Below are 17937 nucleotides of genomic sequence, written 5' to 3'. Positions count from 1 at the left end.
TTAGTGTCCTCATTGCCGGTCGCCGCCGTCCTTCCTGAGCTTCTCGCTACCCTAAACGATGCCCCGCAGGTTTTTCTGAATGCCCCAACGGGGGCGGGTAAATCCACCTGGTTGCCGCTGCAAATCCTCAAAGAGGGGAATATTCGCGGGAAAATAATCCTGCTGGAGCCGCGCAGGCTGGCGGCGCGTAACGTGGCGCAGCGCCTGGCCGAACTGCTTAATGAAAAACCGGGCGAGACGGTAGGTTACCGGATGCGTGCAGAAACCTGCGTCGGCCCCGCTACGCGTCTTGAAGTGGTGACCGAGGGTATCCTCACCCGTATGCTGCAAAACGATCCTGAGCTGACGGGGATCGGGCTGGTGATTCTGGATGAATTCCACGAGCGCAGCCTGCAGGCGGATTTAGCGCTGGCGCTGCTGCTGGACGTGCAGCAGGGGCTGCGCGACGATCTTCGGCTGCTGATTATGTCGGCGACACTCGATAACGAGCGCCTGCAGCAGGCTTTACCTTATGCCCCGGTTATCTCCTCAGAAGGACGGGCGTTCCCGGTTGAACGTCGCTATCAGGCGCTTCCCGCCCATCAGCGTTTTGATGAGGCCGTCGCTATTGCGACGGCAGAACTGCTGCGCCAGGAACCCGGTTCGCTGCTGCTGTTTTTACCGGGCGTCGGTGAAATCCAGCGCGTGCAGGAGCAGCTTTCCTCCCGCGTAGGCGCCGATGTGCTGCTTTGCCCGCTCTACGGCGCGTTGTCGCTACAGGATCAGCGTAAAGCCATTCTTCCGGCCCCGGCGGGGCAGCGCAAGGTGGTACTGGCAACCAACATTGCTGAAACCAGTTTGACCATTGAAGGCATTCGTCTGGTGGTGGATAGCGCGCAGGAGAGGGTGGCAAGTTTTGACCCGCGCACCGGGCTAACCAAACTGCTTACGCAGCGCATCAGCCAGGCATCGATGGTGCAGCGTGCGGGCCGTGCGGGGCGTCTTGAGCCGGGCATCTGCCTGCATTTGACGGGCACAGAGCAGGCGGAACGCGCGGCGCAGCAAAGCACGCCGGAAATTTTACAAAGTGATTTATCTGGCCTGGTCCTGGACCTGTTGCTGTGGGGCTGCCCGAACCCTGAACAGCTCACCTGGCTTAATCCTCCGCCTGTCGTAAACCTCACCGCTGCGCGCAACCTGCTGACGCAGCTTGGTGCGCTCGAAGGCGAGCGCCTGACGGCGCGCGGCCAGAAAATGGCGACACTGGGCAACGAGCCGCGTCTGGCCGCGATGCTGGTGGCCGCGCAAGGGGATGATGAAATTGCCACGGCGGCAAAACTGGCGGCTATTCTTGAGGAGCCGCCTCGCGGTGGCAGCAGCGATCTGGGGCAGGCGTTTTCGCGCAATCAGGGGAACTGGCAGCAGCGGGCGCAGCAGCTGTGCAAACGTCTGAACAGCCGCGGTGGTTCGCCTGACAGCGCGAGTATTGGCTTCCTGCTGACACAGGCCTTCCCGGACCGGATCGCCCGCCGTCGCGGGCTGGACGGACGTTATCAGCTGGCAAACGGCATGGGGGCGATGCTGGACAGCGATGACGCCCTGACGCGCCATGAATGGCTGATTGCACCGCTATTACTGCAGGGCAGCCATTCCCCGGACGCGCGTATTTTACAGGCAATTGCCGTTGATATTGACGCCCTGACGCGCTGTTGCCCGCAATTGCTCCAGCAATCCGATATCATTGAGTGGGATGATAACCAGGGCACGCTTAAGGCGTTTCGTCGTAGCCAGATCGGTAAGCTGACGTTAGGTACAAAGCCGCTGGCGAAGCCGTCGGAAGAAGAGCTCCATCAGGCCATGCTGAACGGCATTCGCGAAAAAGGGCTGAGCGTATTGAACTGGACGCCAGAGGCCGAGCAGTACCGTATTCGGCTGCACTGTGCCGCACGCTGGCTGCCGGAGTATGGCTGGCCGACGGTTGATGATGAGACGCTGCTGGCTTCCCTGGAAGATTGGCTGCTGCCGCAAATGAGCGGCGTACATTCGCTCAGAGCGCTGAAAGCGCTCGATGTTAAGGCCGCGTTACAGAATTTACTGGACTGGTCATTACGTCAACGTCTGGATAGTGAACTGCCTGGGCATTACACTGTGCCGACCGGAAGCCGGATTGCCATTCGCTATAACGAGGATAATCCTCCGGCGCTGGCGGTAAGGATGCAGGAGATGTTTGGGGAGGCTACCACGCCGTCCATCGCGGAAGGGCGCGTTTCTCTGGTGCTCGAACTGCTGTCCCCGGCGCATCGCCCGTTGCAGATCACTCGTGACCTGGGGGCGTTTTGGGCGGGAAGCTACCGTGAAGTGCAAAAAGAGATGAAGGGGCGGTATCCCAAACACGTCTGGCCGGACGACCCGGCAAATACGGCGCCGACGAGGCGGACGAAGAAGTATTCGTGAGTAAGGTGAAAGAGGGGAGTGCGGCCTGAATTGTGCGGCCTGATGCCCTCACCCCGGCCCTCTCCCACAGGGAGAGGGAGAAAACCAATTTTGAGAGATTTCTTCTTTCATAGACCTGTGAAAGATAAGAAAATCTGGCCTTTGCGCCTGAATGTTGCGGAGAAAAAGCATGGCGGGGAATGACCGCGAGCCAATAGGACGTAAGGGAAAGCCAACGCGTCCGGCGAAAGAAAAGGTGAGCCGTCGTCGCCTCAGAGATGAGGAGTATGACGATGACTACGAAGACGATTATGAGGATGATGAGCCAATGCCACGTAAAGGGAAAGGCAAAGGGCGGAAGCCTCGTGGTAAGCGCGGCTGGTTCTGGCTGCTGCTGAAGCTGTTTATTGTTTTTGTGGTGCTGATCGCGATCTACGGCGTGTATCTGGATCAGAAGATCCGCAGCCGTATTGACGGGAAAGTCTGGCAGTTACCTGCGGCAGTCTATGGCCGTATGGTGAACCTTGAGCCGGATATGTCCATCAGCAAGAACGAGATGGTCAAACTGCTGCAGGCGACACAGTATCGTCAGGTCACGAAAATGACCCGCCCAGGCGAGTTTACGGTGCAGGCGAAGAGCATTGAGATGATCCGTCGTCCGTTCGACTTCCCGGACAGCAAAGAAGGGCAGGTGCGCGCGCGTCTGACCTTCGACGGCGATCGCCTGGAAACGATCGAGAACATGGATAACGACCGCCAGTTCGGTTTCTTCCGTCTCGATCCGCGTTTGATCACCATGCTTTCGTCGGCCAACGGCGAGCAACGTCTGTTCGTGGCGCGTAACGGCTTCCCGGACCTGCTGGTGGATACCCTGCTGGCAACCGAAGACCGTCACTTCTACGAGCACGACGGTATTAGCCTTTACTCGATTGGTCGTGCGGTGCTGGCGAACCTGACCGCCGGACGTACCGTGCAGGGGGCAAGTACCCTGACCCAGCAGCTGGTGAAGAACCTGTTCCTCTCCAGCGAACGCTCCTACTGGCGTAAAGCCAACGAAGCGTATATGGCGGTGCTGATGGATGCCCGTTACAGCAAGGATCGTATCCTTGAGCTGTACATGAACGAGGTGTACCTCGGTCAGAGCGGTGATAACGAAATCCGCGGCTTCCCGCTGGCGAGTCTGTACTACTTTGGCCGTCCGGTGGAAGAGCTGAGCCTTGACCAGCAGGCGCTGCTGGTGGGCATGGTGAAAGGGGCGTCCATCTATAACCCGTGGCGTAACCCGAAACTGGCGCTGGAGCGTCGTAACCTGGTGCTGCGTCTGCTGCAACAACAGCAGGTGATCGATCAGGAACTGTACGACATGCTGAGCGCGCGTCCACTCGGCGTTCAGCCGCGCGGCGGCGTGATCTCCCCGCAGCCTGCGTTTATGCAGATGGTGCGTCAGGAGCTGCAGTCTAAGCTCGGTGATAAGGTGAAAGATCTCTCCGGCGTGAAGATCTTTACCACCTTCGACTCCGTGGCGCAGGACGCGGCAGAAAAAGCGGCCGTTGAGGGCATTCCAGCGCTGAAGAAACAGCGCAAGCTGAGCGATCTGGAAACCGCGATGGTGGTGGTTGACCGTAACACCGGTGAAGTTCGCGCCATGGTGGGCGGCGCTGAGCCGCAGTTTGCGGGTTATAACCGTGCAATGCAGGCGCGTCGTTCAATTGGTTCTCTGGCAAAACCGGCGACCTACCTTACCGCGCTGAGCCAGCCGAACCAGTATCGTCTGAATACCTGGATCGCCGATGCACCGATCTCCCTGCGTCAGCCAAACGGTCAGGTGTGGTCTCCGCAGAACGATGATAAACAGTTCAGCGGTCAGGTAATGTTGGTGGATGCGTTAACGCGTTCCATGAACGTACCAACCGTTAACCTTGGTATGGCGCTGGGCCTGCCTGCTATCACCGATACCTGGCAGAAGCTGGGCGTGCCGAAAGATCAGCTGCATCCGGTCCCGGCGATGATTCTGGGGGCGCTTAACCTGACGCCAATCGAAGTGGCGCAGGCGTTCCAGACCATCGCCAGCGGCGGTAACCGTGCACAGCTTTCTGCGCTGCGCTCGGTCATTGCCGAAGACGGTTCTGTGCTCTATCAAAGCTTCCCGCAGGCGGAGCGTGCTGTTCCGGCGCAGGCGGCATATATGACGCTGTGGACCATGCAGCAGGTTGTGCAGCGTGGTACCGGGCGTCAGCTGGGAGCGAAATACCCGGGTCTGCATCTGGCGGGTAAAACAGGTACCACTAACAACAACGTCGATACCTGGTTTGCCGGTATTGATGGCCGTGAAGTGGTGATCACCTGGGTAGGCCGCGACAACAACCAGCCGACCAAACTGTACGGGGCGAGCGGGGCGATGTCGATTTACCAGCGCTATCTGGCGAATCAGTCCCCGGTGCCGCTGAACCTTGTTGCGCCGGAAGATATCGTTGATATGGGCGTTGATGGATCCGGTAACTTTATCTGCGGTGGCGGTATGCGCACGCTGCCGGTCTGGACAACCAATCCAGACTCGCTGTGCCAGCAGAGCCAGCCAGAACAGCCGACGGGCAATCCGTTCGATCAGTCTTCTCAACCTCAGCAGCCGCAGCAACAACAGCCGCAGCAGCAGAATGAGAAGAAGGACAGTGATGGTGTAGCGGGCTGGATCAAGGACATGTTTGGCGGAAACTGATTAGTTTCCTGAATAAAAAGCCGCTTAGTGATAAGCGGCTTTTTTTTTGTGTTTACATTTGTTCTTATTTTAATTTTAGTAAAATTCTAATTAAGAATTATTAATGCATGAGTTTTCTTATTGCAATCAGTATGTTGGTGTTACTTTAAACTATTTCATTCGCCAGTCTGCTGGACACGATAAAGATTAATCTGATGTAATTAAGTTCGTGAGTTTCACTTTCCTCATGGGATGTTCTTATTAATGGTCTTCCGGGGGGAAGTGATACCTCATTTAAAAAAACATTCTGGCGAAAAGTATTTTTCCCAGGAATGGATTCCGTTGTAAGCATATATAAGGATGTTGTTATGGATAAGATATTTATTTCTTCTTTATTGGCCGGAAGCGTTATGGCGGCGTTGTCGCTGCCGGTCTTTGCGGCGAATGATTCAGGTACGGTAAATTTCGCCGGAAAAATTGTGGCGGATACCTGCGAAATCGATGTTGATGGTACGGGGACCAATACCTCCACCGTTACATTCGCAGATACTTATCCTTCAGATTTTGGCATCGACGGTCAGGTCGGGACGTCTAAAGCGTTTAATATTGAAGTGAAAAAATGTGACCCGCTGGTCGCCAACCTGAACCTCAAGTTCAGCGGCACAACAACAGACGCTGCGTACAAGCGTTTGAAGAACGATCTCTCCGGCGCAGGCAACGCCACTAACGTTGGCATCATTGTCAGCAATGATAATGGCTCTAAAGGCGATGTGGTCTTCGACGGTTCAGTACCGGATGCGGGCACCGACGTGGCTAACGATGCGACCGGCGCAGCGGCTTCTGTCTTTAACTACACCGCGAAAGTGATTCAGGTCGGTGATACCGCGCCAACCGCGGGTCATTACTCCTCCTCAGCCACATTTGAGGTTGTCTATCGCTAAACAATGACTGGCAGCCTGAACGGCTGCCTTCTGGAATGCTGTATGAAGACGTTATTTAAATTGTTATGTGGCTGTTTAATTATTTCTTGCTGTTCAGTGCAGGCAAGCGTTGTTCTCGGTGGTACGCGAATCATTTATCCATCGAATAAATCTGAAGTACAAATCGCACTTAAAAATAAAGATCCTCATACGCGTTATCTGGTGCAAAGCTGGGTCAGTTACCCCAATGATGCAAAGGCTCCCTTTATTATTACGCCGCCAGTCTATAAGTTGCAGGAAAATCGTCAGACGCTGTTACACGTTATTTTTACCGGTGATAAAAACAGCCTGCCGGCAGATCGCGAATCACTGTTTCTGGCGAATGTGAAATCTGTCTCTGCTCTGTCTCCCGACCTGAAAGAGAAGAATACCCTGCAGTTCGCTATGAAAACGCGCCTGAAGCTTTTCTGGCGTCCCGCTCAGTTGAAGGAAGCTGATGCCCTGGGAGCCTATGAAAAGATCACGTTCCATCGTCAGGGGGACACGCTAATCGCAAACAACCCTACGCCTTTTTACGTCTCTTTTGGCGAACTGTCCGTTGGCGGAAAAAGTGTACCGGTGAAAGAGACCAAAACCACGCCGGGTGCCATTTCAATGATGGTTGCACCGTTTAGCAAGCAGAGTTTCGCGCTACCAAAAGCGGCAAATGGCGCGGTGACCTGGACGGCTATTAATGATTTCGGCGCCCAGACTCCTCAACGCAAGCAGGCTCTTTGAATCGATCATGTTGGTAAGTTATGTCGTCATCTTTACTTCACAAACAGGTACTGTCCGGGATCGCGCTGGCGCTGCTCGCCGCGATCCAGCCTGCAAATGCGGATGACGAATTCAACCTGCGGATCCTTGAACTGGATACCCCTCTCGAAAATACCTCCACGCTCAAAAACTTCATCAATGATAACGGGTTACTTGCGGGGAGCTACCCCACGACGATTATGTGGGATCGGGACGTGCTGGATATCCGTACGCTCACCTATGTGATTTCTGACGATAAACAGCATCTGCTGCCGGAACTGACCAAAGCGGACCTGCGTGAATTTGGCGTGAAAGTCGACACGATCCCGGATTTGAAAGAACTGGACGACCAGGCTTACGTTCGGGACATCTCTCATTTCATTGAAAATGCACGCTACGATTACAATCAGGATAACCAGACCCTGAAGCTGGTCATTCCACAGGTCTATCGCGATCGCGCCGCCGCCGGGGCGATTAACCCGAAGTTCTGGGATGACGGTGCACCTGCCGCCTGGACAAGCTATCAGCTCAGCGGTTCTCAGCAGCACTATAGCTCGGGCAATACCTCTTCAACCTGGCTCGGTCTGGAGTCGGGGATTAACCTTGGGGCGTGGCGACTGCGCAATAACAGCACCTGGAGCGACGCTTCCGGCTGGGAGGCTATCGCCAGCACGTTGCAGCGTGACATCAAAGCGTTGAAAAGCCAGCTTGAGATGGGGCAGACCTATACCAATGGCGAGCTTTTTGACAGCGTCCAGATGACCGGCGTGAAGATGGAAACGGACACCGCTATGCTGCCCGTCAGCCAGCAAGGCTTTGCGCCTGTTGTGCGGGGTATTGCTAATAGCGACGCGAAAGTCACCATCAAGCAAAACGGCTACATCATCTATCAAACAAACGTCTCGCCGGGGCCTTTTGAGATCCGCGACTTGAGCCAGGTGACATCCGGCGCCGATCTGGAAGTGACCGTCGAAGAGGCGGATGGCAGCGAGCACAGCTTCATACAGGCCAGCGCCTCGGTGCCAGTGTTACAGCGAGAAGGCGGTTTTAAGTACTCGCTGGCCGCTGGGCGCTATCGTGGTAACGAAGGTGAAGATGAACCTATCTTTGCGCAAGGTACGGCTATCTATGGTCTGCCTTACGGTGTGACGGCCTATACCGGCGCGCTGGGAGCGTCACTGTATAATGCGCTGCTGCTGGGGATTGGTGCCGACCTGGGGCACTTCGGCTCCGCATCTGTCGATCTAACGACCGCTCGTACCGCGTTTGATGACGGGCGTGACGATGCCAGCGGTTTATCGTGGCGGGCTCAGTACTCAAAAGATATTCCCGACACGGATACGACCGTCACGCTTGCCAGCTACCGCTACTCCACCTCGGGGTTTTATACCTTTCAGGAGGCTATCGATCGGCGTGATAGTGAGATCGATGACGGCATTTATACCTACCGCAGAACCAACAATCGCCGTAGCCGCATGCAGCTAAACCTTTCTCAGCGTATTTCAGACTGGGGCTCGGCGTATCTCAACGGCTATCAGCAGGATTACTGGGATATGGACGGCCATGAGCGTAGCGTCAGCGCCGGGCTGAGCTCCAGCTGGCGCGATATCACCTGGTCGATAAGCTACAACCTGACCCGCACGCCGGATGCCGATACCGACCGGCAAATGGCGTTGACGGTCAACATTCCGTTCTCAAAGTGGCTGCCTGATACCTGGGCAACCTACAGCGCGAACACCGCCAGCGGTGGGTTTGTCTCGCATCAGGTCGGGCTCGGCGGCACCGCGCTGGAGGACAACAAGCTGAGCTACAACCTCCAGCAGAGCTATGCCAATCAGAACACCGGCTACGGCGGCAGCCTGTCCGGGCGTTACCGTGGCGCTTCCGGTGAAGTCGGGATGGGGTACAGCTACGGTGGCGATAACCGACAGTGGAACTATAGCGCGCAGGGCTCGGTTGTTGCCCATGAGCATGGCGTGACGCTGGGACAACCGGTGCGTGACGCCTTCGCCATTGTGCACATCAATAAGGGCGAAAACGTCAAGGTGCAAAACGGGCGTGGCATTTATACCGATGCTTTTGGCAATGCAATTGTCCCCTCTCTGACGGCCTATCGACACAACACCATCACGGTGAATACCCAGGATCGGCAGGATATCGATATTGACGCGGCAACACAGGATCTCGTGCCGACGAAAGGGGCAGCCATAAAGGTCTCGTTCGATGCACGCGTTGGACGGCGCGCGCTGGTGACCCTGCTCTTTGCGGGCAAGCCTGTTCCGTTTGGCGCAGTGGTTGCGCTGGATACCACCACCGCCATTGTCGGAGATGGCGGAGAAGCCTATCTGACGGGGCTTCATGACAAAACGACGTTCAGCGTGCAGTGGGGAGAAGAGGCTGAACAACAGTGTCAGGGGGAAATCGACATGCCCGACGACGGCGTGACTGACATGGTTAAGGCAACGGTAACGTGCAGGTGAATAAGGAAACCCGATGAGCCAACGTATGACGATACACTCCCTTTGCGCAGGGGTTGCGCTGCTGCTCGCCACCGTTTTTCTGCATCCGGCGTATGCTAACTGCACCTTCACAGGCGAGGGGGGAAAGGACGGGGTGGTTACGTTCCAAATCCCACCCGCAATTGTTCTCGATCCCGATACGCCGGTGGGGACGGTGATTTATGATAACAACGCGGAAAGCGGCGAAGTCAGAGTGGATTGCGGCGGCGCTGACGCCCAGATTCGACGAGGGTATCTGACGCTAACGGAGGGGGATGCTCGCGAAGATGTGTTGCCGGGAGTGTATAAAACGAACGTGCCGGGGATTGGGATCCGCGCGGCCTCTTCTTCCGAGCAATTTCCTGATTATACTGAAGAAAACCTGACTCGCCCGTGGCATAGCGTTGGATCGATTCACGGCTATTCTCATTACACATCCGTTTTTCGTGCCGCCGCGCAGCTCATCGTCATTGGCGATATTCAGGAGGGGGATCTGGATACCTCGCGGTTAACCGCTCAGGATACGTTAGGGGGAGTCGTGATTGGTGAAATGCGTTTTTCGCCCACCAGCGTTCATATCACCACCAACACCTGTAATCTGGTCGACCGTAACATCTATGTACCCCTGAAAACGGTTAATGTGCAGGATTTTAACGGACAATACTCAGACATTCTCACCGACGGCAGTTTTAAGATTGAAATCACCGACTGCGCGGCGGGGACAAAGGTCGATTATCAGTTCACCAGCGCGGGTTCGACGGGGGTGACGAACGGTAATATCCTCGGCATTGCCGCAGGAGATGCCGCCGCTGCGGGTATCGGCATCCAAATTCTCGACAAGAACGATACGGTGCTGCAGTTTGACCAAAATTACACGGCGATAACCAGCACCCAGGACAAGGTTCCCGTCGAAATTCCCCTTAAGGCGCGCTACGTCAAAACGGGGGAAGTTAAAGCAGGCAAAGTCGATTCCGTCGCCACGTTCGAGGTGTTTTACCGTTAATCCTTTCCGCCCGTTTCGGCGGGCTTTAGCGATCATTTCGCTAACTCCATTAACCCCCTGTTTTCATCTGGTTAATTCTTAAACCCTTAAATCTTGTAGGGCCGCTTACTGCTTGCTATGCAACCAGCGTTTCGCATATTATTCTGCGGTCATAATAATAATTCTCGTTTACGTTATCATTCACTTTTCCATCAGAGATAAACATGGCGCTTTCCAATACTGCTCAGCCAATTAACACGTCGCTGCGTAAAATCGCGGTTGTCGTAGCCACAGCGGTTGCCGGCATGTCTACTTACGCACAGGCTGCCGAAACCCCGAAAAAAGAAGAAACCATCACCGTTACTGCCGCACCTGCTGCGCAGGAAAGTGCCTGGGGGCCAGCGCCGACAATTGCAGCAAAACGGACCGCGACAGCGACCAAAACCGATACTCCAATTGAGAAAACCCCGCAGTCCATTTCCGTGGTAACCCGTGAAGAAATGGACATGAAACAGCCGGGTATGGTTAAACAGGCTCTGGCCTATACGCCGAGCGTATTTTCAACGCGCGGCGCATCAACGACCTATGATGTAGTTTCTATTCGTGGTTTCACCACCTCCAGCACCGTAAACACCAACCAGTATCTGGATGGCATGAAGCTGCAGGGTGATAACTATTCTGAAGCCTCTATGGATCCCTATTTCCTTGAGCGCGTTGAACTGCTGCGTGGCCCAACGTCCGTGCTGTATGGTAAAAGCCATCCGGGCGGAGTGGTGAGTATGGTGAGCAAGCGTCCAACCACGGAGCCGTTGAAAGAAATCCAGTTCAAAATGGGAACGGATAACCTGTGGCAAACCGGGTTTGACTTCAGCGATGCGATTGACGATGACGGCGTATGGGCGTATCGCCTCACCGGTCTGGGGCGCAGCGAAAATGCGCAGCAGGAGATGGTGAAGTCTACCCGCTACGCGATTGCGCCTTCCTTCAGCTGGCGTCCTGATGAGAAAACCGATTTTACTTTCCTGAGCAACTTCCAGAGCGATCCGGATGCGGGCTATTACGGCTGGCTGCCGCGGGAAGGCACCGTTGTGCCTTACTACGACGCCAACGGCAACGCGCATAAACTGCCGACCGACTTCAATGAAGGCGAGGAAGATAACAAGATTTCCCGTCGTCAGAAGATGGTGGGGTATAGCTTCTCGCATCAATTCGACGACACCTTCACCGTGCGTCAAAATCTGCGCTACAGCAAAATCAATACCCTGTACCGCTCTGTCTACGGCAATGGCTATATCGCTCCGGGGCAGATCAGCCGTGCCTATGTCCGTTCTGATGAAAATCTGAATTCTTTCACGGTTGATACGCAGCTTCAGTCCAAATTTGCGACCGGCGCAGTTGATCATACCCTGTTAACGGGTGTCGATTACCTCCGCATGCGTAATGACATTAACGCTGACTATGGCACCGCTGATCCTATCAGCATGACGAAGCCTGAGTACGGTAATCCGAACGTCGATGTTTACTACCTGTATCAGATGCTTAACCGTCAGGAGCAAACGGGTCTGTATGCTCAGGATCAGGCTGAGTGGGATAAGTGGGTGCTCACGATGGGTGGACGCTATGACTTTGCAAAAACGTCAGCCCTGAACCGTGCTAGCGGAACCACCGCGGAAATTAACGACCAGGCATTCACCTGGCGCGGGGGCATTAACTACCTGTTCGACAACGGTATCACGCCGTACTTTAGCTACAGCGAATCTTTCGAACCGGTTTCCGGGACGACCCAGGACGGTAAGCCGTTCGATCCGGCTCGCGGCAAGCAGTACGAAGCGGGCGTGAAGTATGTCCCGAAAGATCTGCCAGTTGTTGTCACTGCTGCGGTGTACCAGCTGACCAAGAATAACAACCTGACCGCCGATCCTGCGAACCCGACCAGCGGCTTTAGCGTGCAGGGAGGAGAAATCCGTTCCCGTGGCTTCGAACTGGAAGCGAAAGCGGCCGTGTCTGCCAACGTGAACGTGACGGCATCCTACAGCTACACCGATGCGGAATATACGCACGATACCTGGTATGAAGGCCGTCGCCCGGCAGAAGTGCCACGCAACATGGCCTCTCTGTGGGCGGATTACACTTTCCACGAAACGGCGCTGAGCGGTCTGACTGTCGGTGCGGGCACCCGTTATATCGGCAATACCGTGTCCTACTACTCCGCCGCCTCGCCGAAAGCCTACGAGTCGTTTAATGTGGCGGGTTACGCGCTGGCAGATGCGACGGTGAAATACGATCTGGCGCGCTTCGGAATGCCAGGCTCTTCAGTCGGCGTCAACGTGAACAACATCTTTGACCGCGAGTACGTTTCCAGCTGCTACAGCGAATATGCATGCTACTGGGGCGCTGGACGTCAGGTTGTTGCCACCGCGACCTTCCGCTTCTAATCTCTCTTCGGGCACGGTTCGCCGTGCCCTTTTTATTTAAGTTGGCTGATATGCAGGATAATCAAACGCAATCCGACACCACCTTTTCGCTCAGCAATCTCTCCTTTCGCGTACCCGGGCGCACCCTGCTGCATCCGCTCTCTTTGACATTCCCTGCCGGTAAAGTCACTGGCCTGATTGGTCACAATGGCTCGGGTAAATCCACGTTGCTTAAGATGCTTGGACGCCATCAGCCGCCGTCGGAAGGCGATATCCTGCTGGACGGTCAGCCGCTGGAAAGCTGGAACAGCAAGGCCTTTGCCCGCAAGGTGGCGTATCTGCCGCAGCAGCTACCGCAGGCAGAAGGGATGACGGTGCGTGAGCTGGTGGCGATTGGTCGTTATCCGTGGCACGGGGCGCTTGGTCGCTTCGGCGTGGCCGACAGAGAGAAAGTGGAAGAGGCGATTGCGCTGGTAGGATTAAAGCCGCTGGCGCACCGTCTGGTGGATAGCCTGTCCGGCGGTGAGCGTCAGCGCGCGTGGATTGCGATGCTGGTGGCGCAGGACAGCCGTTGCCTGCTGCTCGACGAACCGACCTCTGCGCTGGATATTGCCCACCAGGTTGACGTTCTGGCGCTGGTGCATCGTTTAAGCCAGCAGCGTGGGCTGACGGTGATTGCGGTACTGCATGATATCAACATGGCAGCGCGCTACTGTGATTATCTCGTCGCGCTGCGCGGTGGCGAAATGATTGCGCAGGGAACGCCGTCCGAGCTGATGCGAAGCGAAACGCTGGAAACCATTTACGGTATTCCGATGGGGATTTTGCCTCACCCAGCCGGGGCTGCACCGGTGAGCTTCGTCTACTGATGCTGGATTCAATCTCAATGAGCCGCCGTCGCCTGCTGATGGCGATGGCGCTGTCACCGCTGCTGTTAAAAATGAATACCGCCCGTGCCGCCGGGATAGATCCACATCGGATTGTGGCGCTGGAATGGCTGCCGGTCGAGCTGATGATGGCGCTCGGCGTCACGCCGTATGGCGTGGCGGACATTCCTAACTATAACCTCTGGGTGAACGAGCCGAAGCTGCCGGACTCGGTCATCGACATCGGCCTGCGAACGGAGCCAAACCTCGAACTGCTTACCCAGATGAAACCGTCGTTCCTGTTCTGGTCAGCGGGCTACGGTCCGTCAGAAGAGACCATGGCGCGCATTGCGCCAGGGCGCGGATTCTCTTTCAGCGACGGTAAAAAACCGCTCGCGATGGCAAAAAACTCCATTAACGAGATGGCTCATTTCCTTAACCGCGAGGCGGAAGCCAAAAAACACCTCGACGAATTTGATGCCCTGATTGACTCCCTGAAGCCGCGCTTTGCTCACCGGGGCGACCGTCCTTTACTGATGGTGACGCTGCTGGATGCCCGACATATGCTGGTCTTCGGTAATAACTGCCTGTTCCAGGAAGTGCTCGACAGCTTCGGTATTCGCAACGCCTGGGAAGGGGAGATGACCTTCTGGGGCAGTACCGCCGTTGGCATTGATCGCCTGGCGGCATTTCGCGATGTGGACGTGCTGTGCTTCGATCACGGCAACGAGCGCGAAATGCAAACCCTGATGGCGACCCCGCTCTGGCAGGCGATGCCGTTCGTACGCGAGAAACGTTTCCTGCGCGCGCCGGCGGTGTGGTTCTACGGCGCGACGCTGTCGGCGATGCATTTTGCCCGCGTGCTGGACAACGCGATGGGAGGCAAGGCATGAGTACTCGCATTGCCCGTTTCCCGGCGCTTCTTCTGACGCTGCTTTGCCTTGTCGCGCTGGCGTTAACCTGGTTCAACCTCTCGACCGCGTTACCGCGCGAACAGTGGGGCGCTGCCTTTGCCGCGCCGGATATCGATAATATTCAGCAAATGCTGTTCCACTACAGCCTGCTGCCGCGTCTGGCGATCTCCCTTTTAGTCGGCGCCGGTTTAGGGCTGGTGGGCGTGCTTTTCCAGCAGGTTTTACGTAACCCGCTGGCCGAACCGACCACGCTGGGGGTCGCAACCGGCGCACAGCTTGGGATCACCATTACCACGCTGTGGGCGCTACCGGGTGCGTTAACCTCGCAGTTTGCAGCACTCGCGGGGGCATGCGTGGTGGGCGCGCTGGTCTTTGGTGTGGCCTGGGGTAAACGTCTTTCACCGGTCACCCTGATCCTCGCGGGTCTGGTGGTCAGCCTTTACTGCGGGGCGATCAACCAGCTGCTGGTGCTGTTCCATCACGACCAGCTGCAAAGCATGTTCATGTGGAGTACCGGGACGCTCACCCAGACCGACTGGAGCATCGTGCAGCGCCTGTGGCCACAGTTGATTGGCGGCGTGGTGCTGACGCTGCTGCTGCTACGTCCGCTGACCCTAATGGGGCTGGACGACGGCGTGGCGCGCAACCTGGGTCTTGCCCTGTCGCTGGCGCGTCTGGGCGCGCTGGCGCTGGCGATTGTGCTAAGTGCTTTGCTGGTAAACGCGGTCGGCATCATCGGGTTTATCGGCCTGTTTGCGCCGCTACTGGCGAAAATGCTTGGGGCGCGTCGTTTGCTGACGCGTCTGATGCTGGCGCCACTGATTGGGGCGCTGATCCTCTGGTTTTCCGATCAAATCATTCTCTGGCTGGCGCGAGTCTGGATGGAAGTGTCTACCGGGTCGGTGACCGCACTCGTCGGTGCGCCGCTGCTGCTGTGGCTGCTGCCGCGCCTGCGCAGCATGAGCGCGCCCGCCATGGATGCGGGTGATAAGGTCTATGCCGAGCGGCAGTCGGTCCTCTGGTTTAGCCTGGCGGGACTGGCGGTACTGATCATTGCCTCGTTCGCGGCGCTCTCCTTCGGACGCGATGCCTCGGGCTGGCACTGGGCAACGGGTGATTTACTCAATGAACTGCTGCAGTGGCGCTGGCCACGTATCTTCGCTGCGCTGATCGCAGGCGTGATGCTGGCGGTCGCGGGGTGCATTATTCAACGTCTCACCGGCAACCCGATGGCAAGCCCGGAAGTCCTGGGTATCAGTTCTGGCGCGGCGTTTGGCGTGGTCCTTATGCTGTTCTTCGTGCCGGGCAATGCGTTTGGCTGGCTACTGCCTGCCGGAAGTATCGGTGCGGCGGTCACGCTGATGATTATCCTGATTGCTGCCGGTCGCGGCGGATTTTCACCTCACCGCATGCTGCTGGCCGGGATGGCGCTGAGCACCGCCTTCACGATGCTGCTGATGATGCTGCAGGCCAGCGGCGATCCGCGTATGGCGAAGATCCTGACATGGATTTCTGGCTCAACCTACAATGCCACCGGCAGTCAGGTTATTTGGTCAGGCATCGTCATGATAGCACTGCTGGCGGTGGTTCCGCTGTGCCGTCGCTGGATGACCATCCTGCCGCTTGGCGGTGAAACCGCGCGTGCGGTGGGGATGGCGCTGACGCCAGCGCGCGTGGCGCTGCTGCTGCTGGCTGCCTGCCTGACGGCGACGGCAACCATGACGATTGGACCGCTAAGTTTTGTGGGGTTAATGGCGCCACATATTGCCAGAATGATGGGCTTCCGCCGGACGATGCCGCATATTGTGATGTCGGCTCTGACGGGCGGGGTGATGCTGGTGTTCGCGGACTGGTGTGGAAGAATGGTGCTTTTCCCGTATCAGATCCCGGCGGGTCTGCTGTCGACCTTTATCGGTGCGCCGTACTTTATTTATCTGTTGAGAAAGCAGAGCCGGTAGTCAGGTGCGGCCCTCTCCCACGGGGAGAGGGAGAGCATCGTAGGCCGGGTAAGCGTGAGCGCCACCCGGCAATGCCCTTACAGCTTCGCAAACACCTTACGTGCCGCGTCGATGGTGTTATTGATATCTTCTTCACTGTGCGCCACGGACATAAAGCCCGCTTCGAACGCTGACGGTGCCAGGTACACGCCTTCGTCCAGCATCAGGTGGAAGAAGCGCTTGAAGCGTTCAACGTCGCACTTCACCACGTCCTGATAGCAGGTCACGGTTTTCGCCTCGGTGAAGAAAATCCCGAACATCCCGCCCACGTGGTTGACCACCAGAGGAATACCGGCCTCTTCTGCCGCTTCCAGCAGACCGTTTGCCAGCTGCGTGGTACGGTCGGTCAGGGTTTCGTGAATACCCGGCTGAGCCACTTCGGTCAGGCAGGCGAAACCCGCTGCCATCGCGATGGGGTTGCCCGAGAGCGTGCCCGCCTGGTAAACCGGGCCGGTTGGTGCCAGCGCTTCCATGACGTCTTTACGACCACCGAATGCCCCGACCGGCATGCCGCCGCCGATGATTTTGCCGAGGCAGGTGAGGTCTGGCTCAACGCCGTAGTAAGACTGAGCACCCGCCAGCGCCACGCGGAAGCCGGTCATCACTTCATCGATGATCAGCAGCGCGCCGAACTCGTCGCACAGGGCGCGCAGGCCTGGCAGGAAGTCAGGTTGCGGTGGGATGCAGTTCATGTTGCCCGCAACCGGCTCAACGATGATGCAGGCGATCTCCTGCGGATACTGCTCGAACGCCGCGCGAACGGTGTCCAGATCGTTGTAGGTACAGGTCAGGGTATGCTTAGCGAAATCGGCCGGTACGCCCGGCGAGTTTGGCTGGCCGAGCGTCAGCGCGCCAGAGCCCGCTTTCACCAGTAGACAGTCGGCGTGGCCGTGGTAGCAACCTTCGAATTTGATGATTTTATCGCGACCGGTAAAACCTCGCGCCAGACGAATGGCGCTCATGGTGGCTTCGGTGCCGGAGTTCACCATACGTACCATGTCCATGGTGGGCACCAGTTCGGTCACCAGCTCCGCCATTTTGACTTCCATTTCGGTTGGTGCACCAAAGCTCAGGCCGCGCTGAGCCGCTTCAATCACCGCGTTACGAATGGCTGGGTGGTTGTGCCCCAGCACCATCGGGCCCCAGGAGCCGACATAATCGATATAGGCTTTGCCATCGACATCATACAGATACGCGCCGTCAGCACGTTCGATAAACAGCGGCGTGCCGCCCACGCCGGTAAAGGCGCGCACAGGTGAGTTCACGCCACCCGGAATAAGCTCGCGGGCTGCACTGTAGAGGTTTTCAGACTTGCTCATGGCGTCGTTCCTGGTTCGTATAAAATGATTAAGCACACTATTCTAAGTGATTCGGGGATGGTTATGAAATTTTTACCCTGGCAATGCTTTAAGATTTGTTAAGTAATTTTCAGGAGACGGTGGGG

11 protein-coding genes are annotated in these 17937 nt (G+C 56.8%); 10 read left to right on the top strand and 1 reads right to left on the bottom strand.

The genetic code is table 11. The annotated features are described in order from the left end of the window. Positions 1–3 precede the first annotated feature (3 nt). The 10 genes from hrpB to fhuB all read left to right on the top strand — a co-directional run bounded on the left by hrpB (position 4) and on the right by fhuB (position 16454). Positions 4–2433, top strand: a complete 2430-nt coding sequence (gene hrpB, locus AC2T6E_RS10705) for an ATP-dependent helicase HrpB (RefSeq protein ID WP_486691640.1) — start codon at positions 4–6, stop codon at positions 2431–2433. 169 nt (positions 2434–2602) lie between these two features. Further along, positions 2603–5128 carry a bifunctional glycosyl transferase/transpeptidase gene (mrcB, locus tag AC2T6E_RS10700; protein ID WP_089599149.1) on the top strand — a complete coding sequence of 842 codons (2526 nt, stop codon included), beginning with the start codon at positions 2603–2605 and terminating at the stop codon, positions 5126–5128. A gap of 347 nt (positions 5129–5475) precedes the next feature. Further along, on the top strand, positions 5476–6048 hold the full coding sequence (locus AC2T6E_RS10695; RefSeq protein WP_486691638.1) for a fimbrial protein: 573 nt from the start codon (positions 5476–5478) through the stop codon (positions 6046–6048). Between the two features lie 42 nt (positions 6049–6090). Beyond that, the gene (locus tag AC2T6E_RS10690) at positions 6091–6804 is read left to right on the top strand and encodes a fimbrial biogenesis chaperone (protein ID WP_108417055.1); all 714 of its coding nucleotides are present in this window, start codon (positions 6091–6093) and stop codon (positions 6802–6804) included. Positions 6805–6824: 20 nt separating this feature from the next. Next, a complete protein-coding gene (locus tag AC2T6E_RS10685; protein ID WP_486691635.1) occupies positions 6825–9302 on the top strand; it encodes a fimbria/pilus outer membrane usher protein in 2478 nt (825 codons plus the stop codon). 13 nt (positions 9303–9315) lie between these two features. After that, the gene (locus AC2T6E_RS10680) at positions 9316–10323 is read left to right on the top strand and encodes a fimbrial protein (protein WP_486691633.1); all 1008 of its coding nucleotides are present in this window, start codon (positions 9316–9318) and stop codon (positions 10321–10323) included. A 203-nt stretch (positions 10324–10526) separates the two neighbouring features. After that, the gene (gene fhuA, locus AC2T6E_RS10675; RefSeq protein WP_486691631.1) at positions 10527–12737 is read left to right on the top strand and encodes a ferrichrome porin FhuA; all 2211 of its coding nucleotides are present in this window, start codon (positions 10527–10529) and stop codon (positions 12735–12737) included. A 50-nt stretch (positions 12738–12787) separates the two neighbouring features. Beyond that, a complete protein-coding gene (fhuC, locus tag AC2T6E_RS10670) occupies positions 12788–13585 on the top strand; it encodes a Fe3+-hydroxamate ABC transporter ATP-binding protein FhuC (RefSeq protein ID WP_108417052.1) in 798 nt (265 codons plus the stop codon). Then, a complete protein-coding gene (fhuD, locus tag AC2T6E_RS10665; RefSeq protein WP_312960677.1) occupies positions 13585–14475 on the top strand; it encodes a Fe(3+)-hydroxamate ABC transporter substrate-binding protein FhuD in 891 nt (296 codons plus the stop codon). Before fhuC ends, fhuD begins: the two co-directional genes overlap by 1 nt. Further along, positions 14472–16454 carry a Fe(3+)-hydroxamate ABC transporter permease FhuB gene (gene fhuB, locus AC2T6E_RS10660; protein ID WP_486691628.1) on the top strand — a complete coding sequence of 661 codons (1983 nt, stop codon included), beginning with the start codon at positions 14472–14474 and terminating at the stop codon, positions 16452–16454. Before fhuD ends, fhuB begins: the two co-directional genes overlap by 4 nt. 77 nt (positions 16455–16531) lie before the next feature. Here fhuB and hemL read toward each other — a convergent pair whose 3' ends face one another. After that, complete coding sequence (gene hemL, locus AC2T6E_RS10655; RefSeq protein ID WP_486691626.1) at positions 16532–17812, bottom strand: glutamate-1-semialdehyde 2,1-aminomutase; 1281 nt, start codon at positions 17810–17812, stop codon at positions 16532–16534. Positions 17813–17937: the final 125 nt, after the last annotated feature.

The organism is Enterobacter sp. B79-1 (genome assembly GCF_057444735.1).
This window is presented reverse-complemented; position numbering and strand designations above follow the sequence as displayed.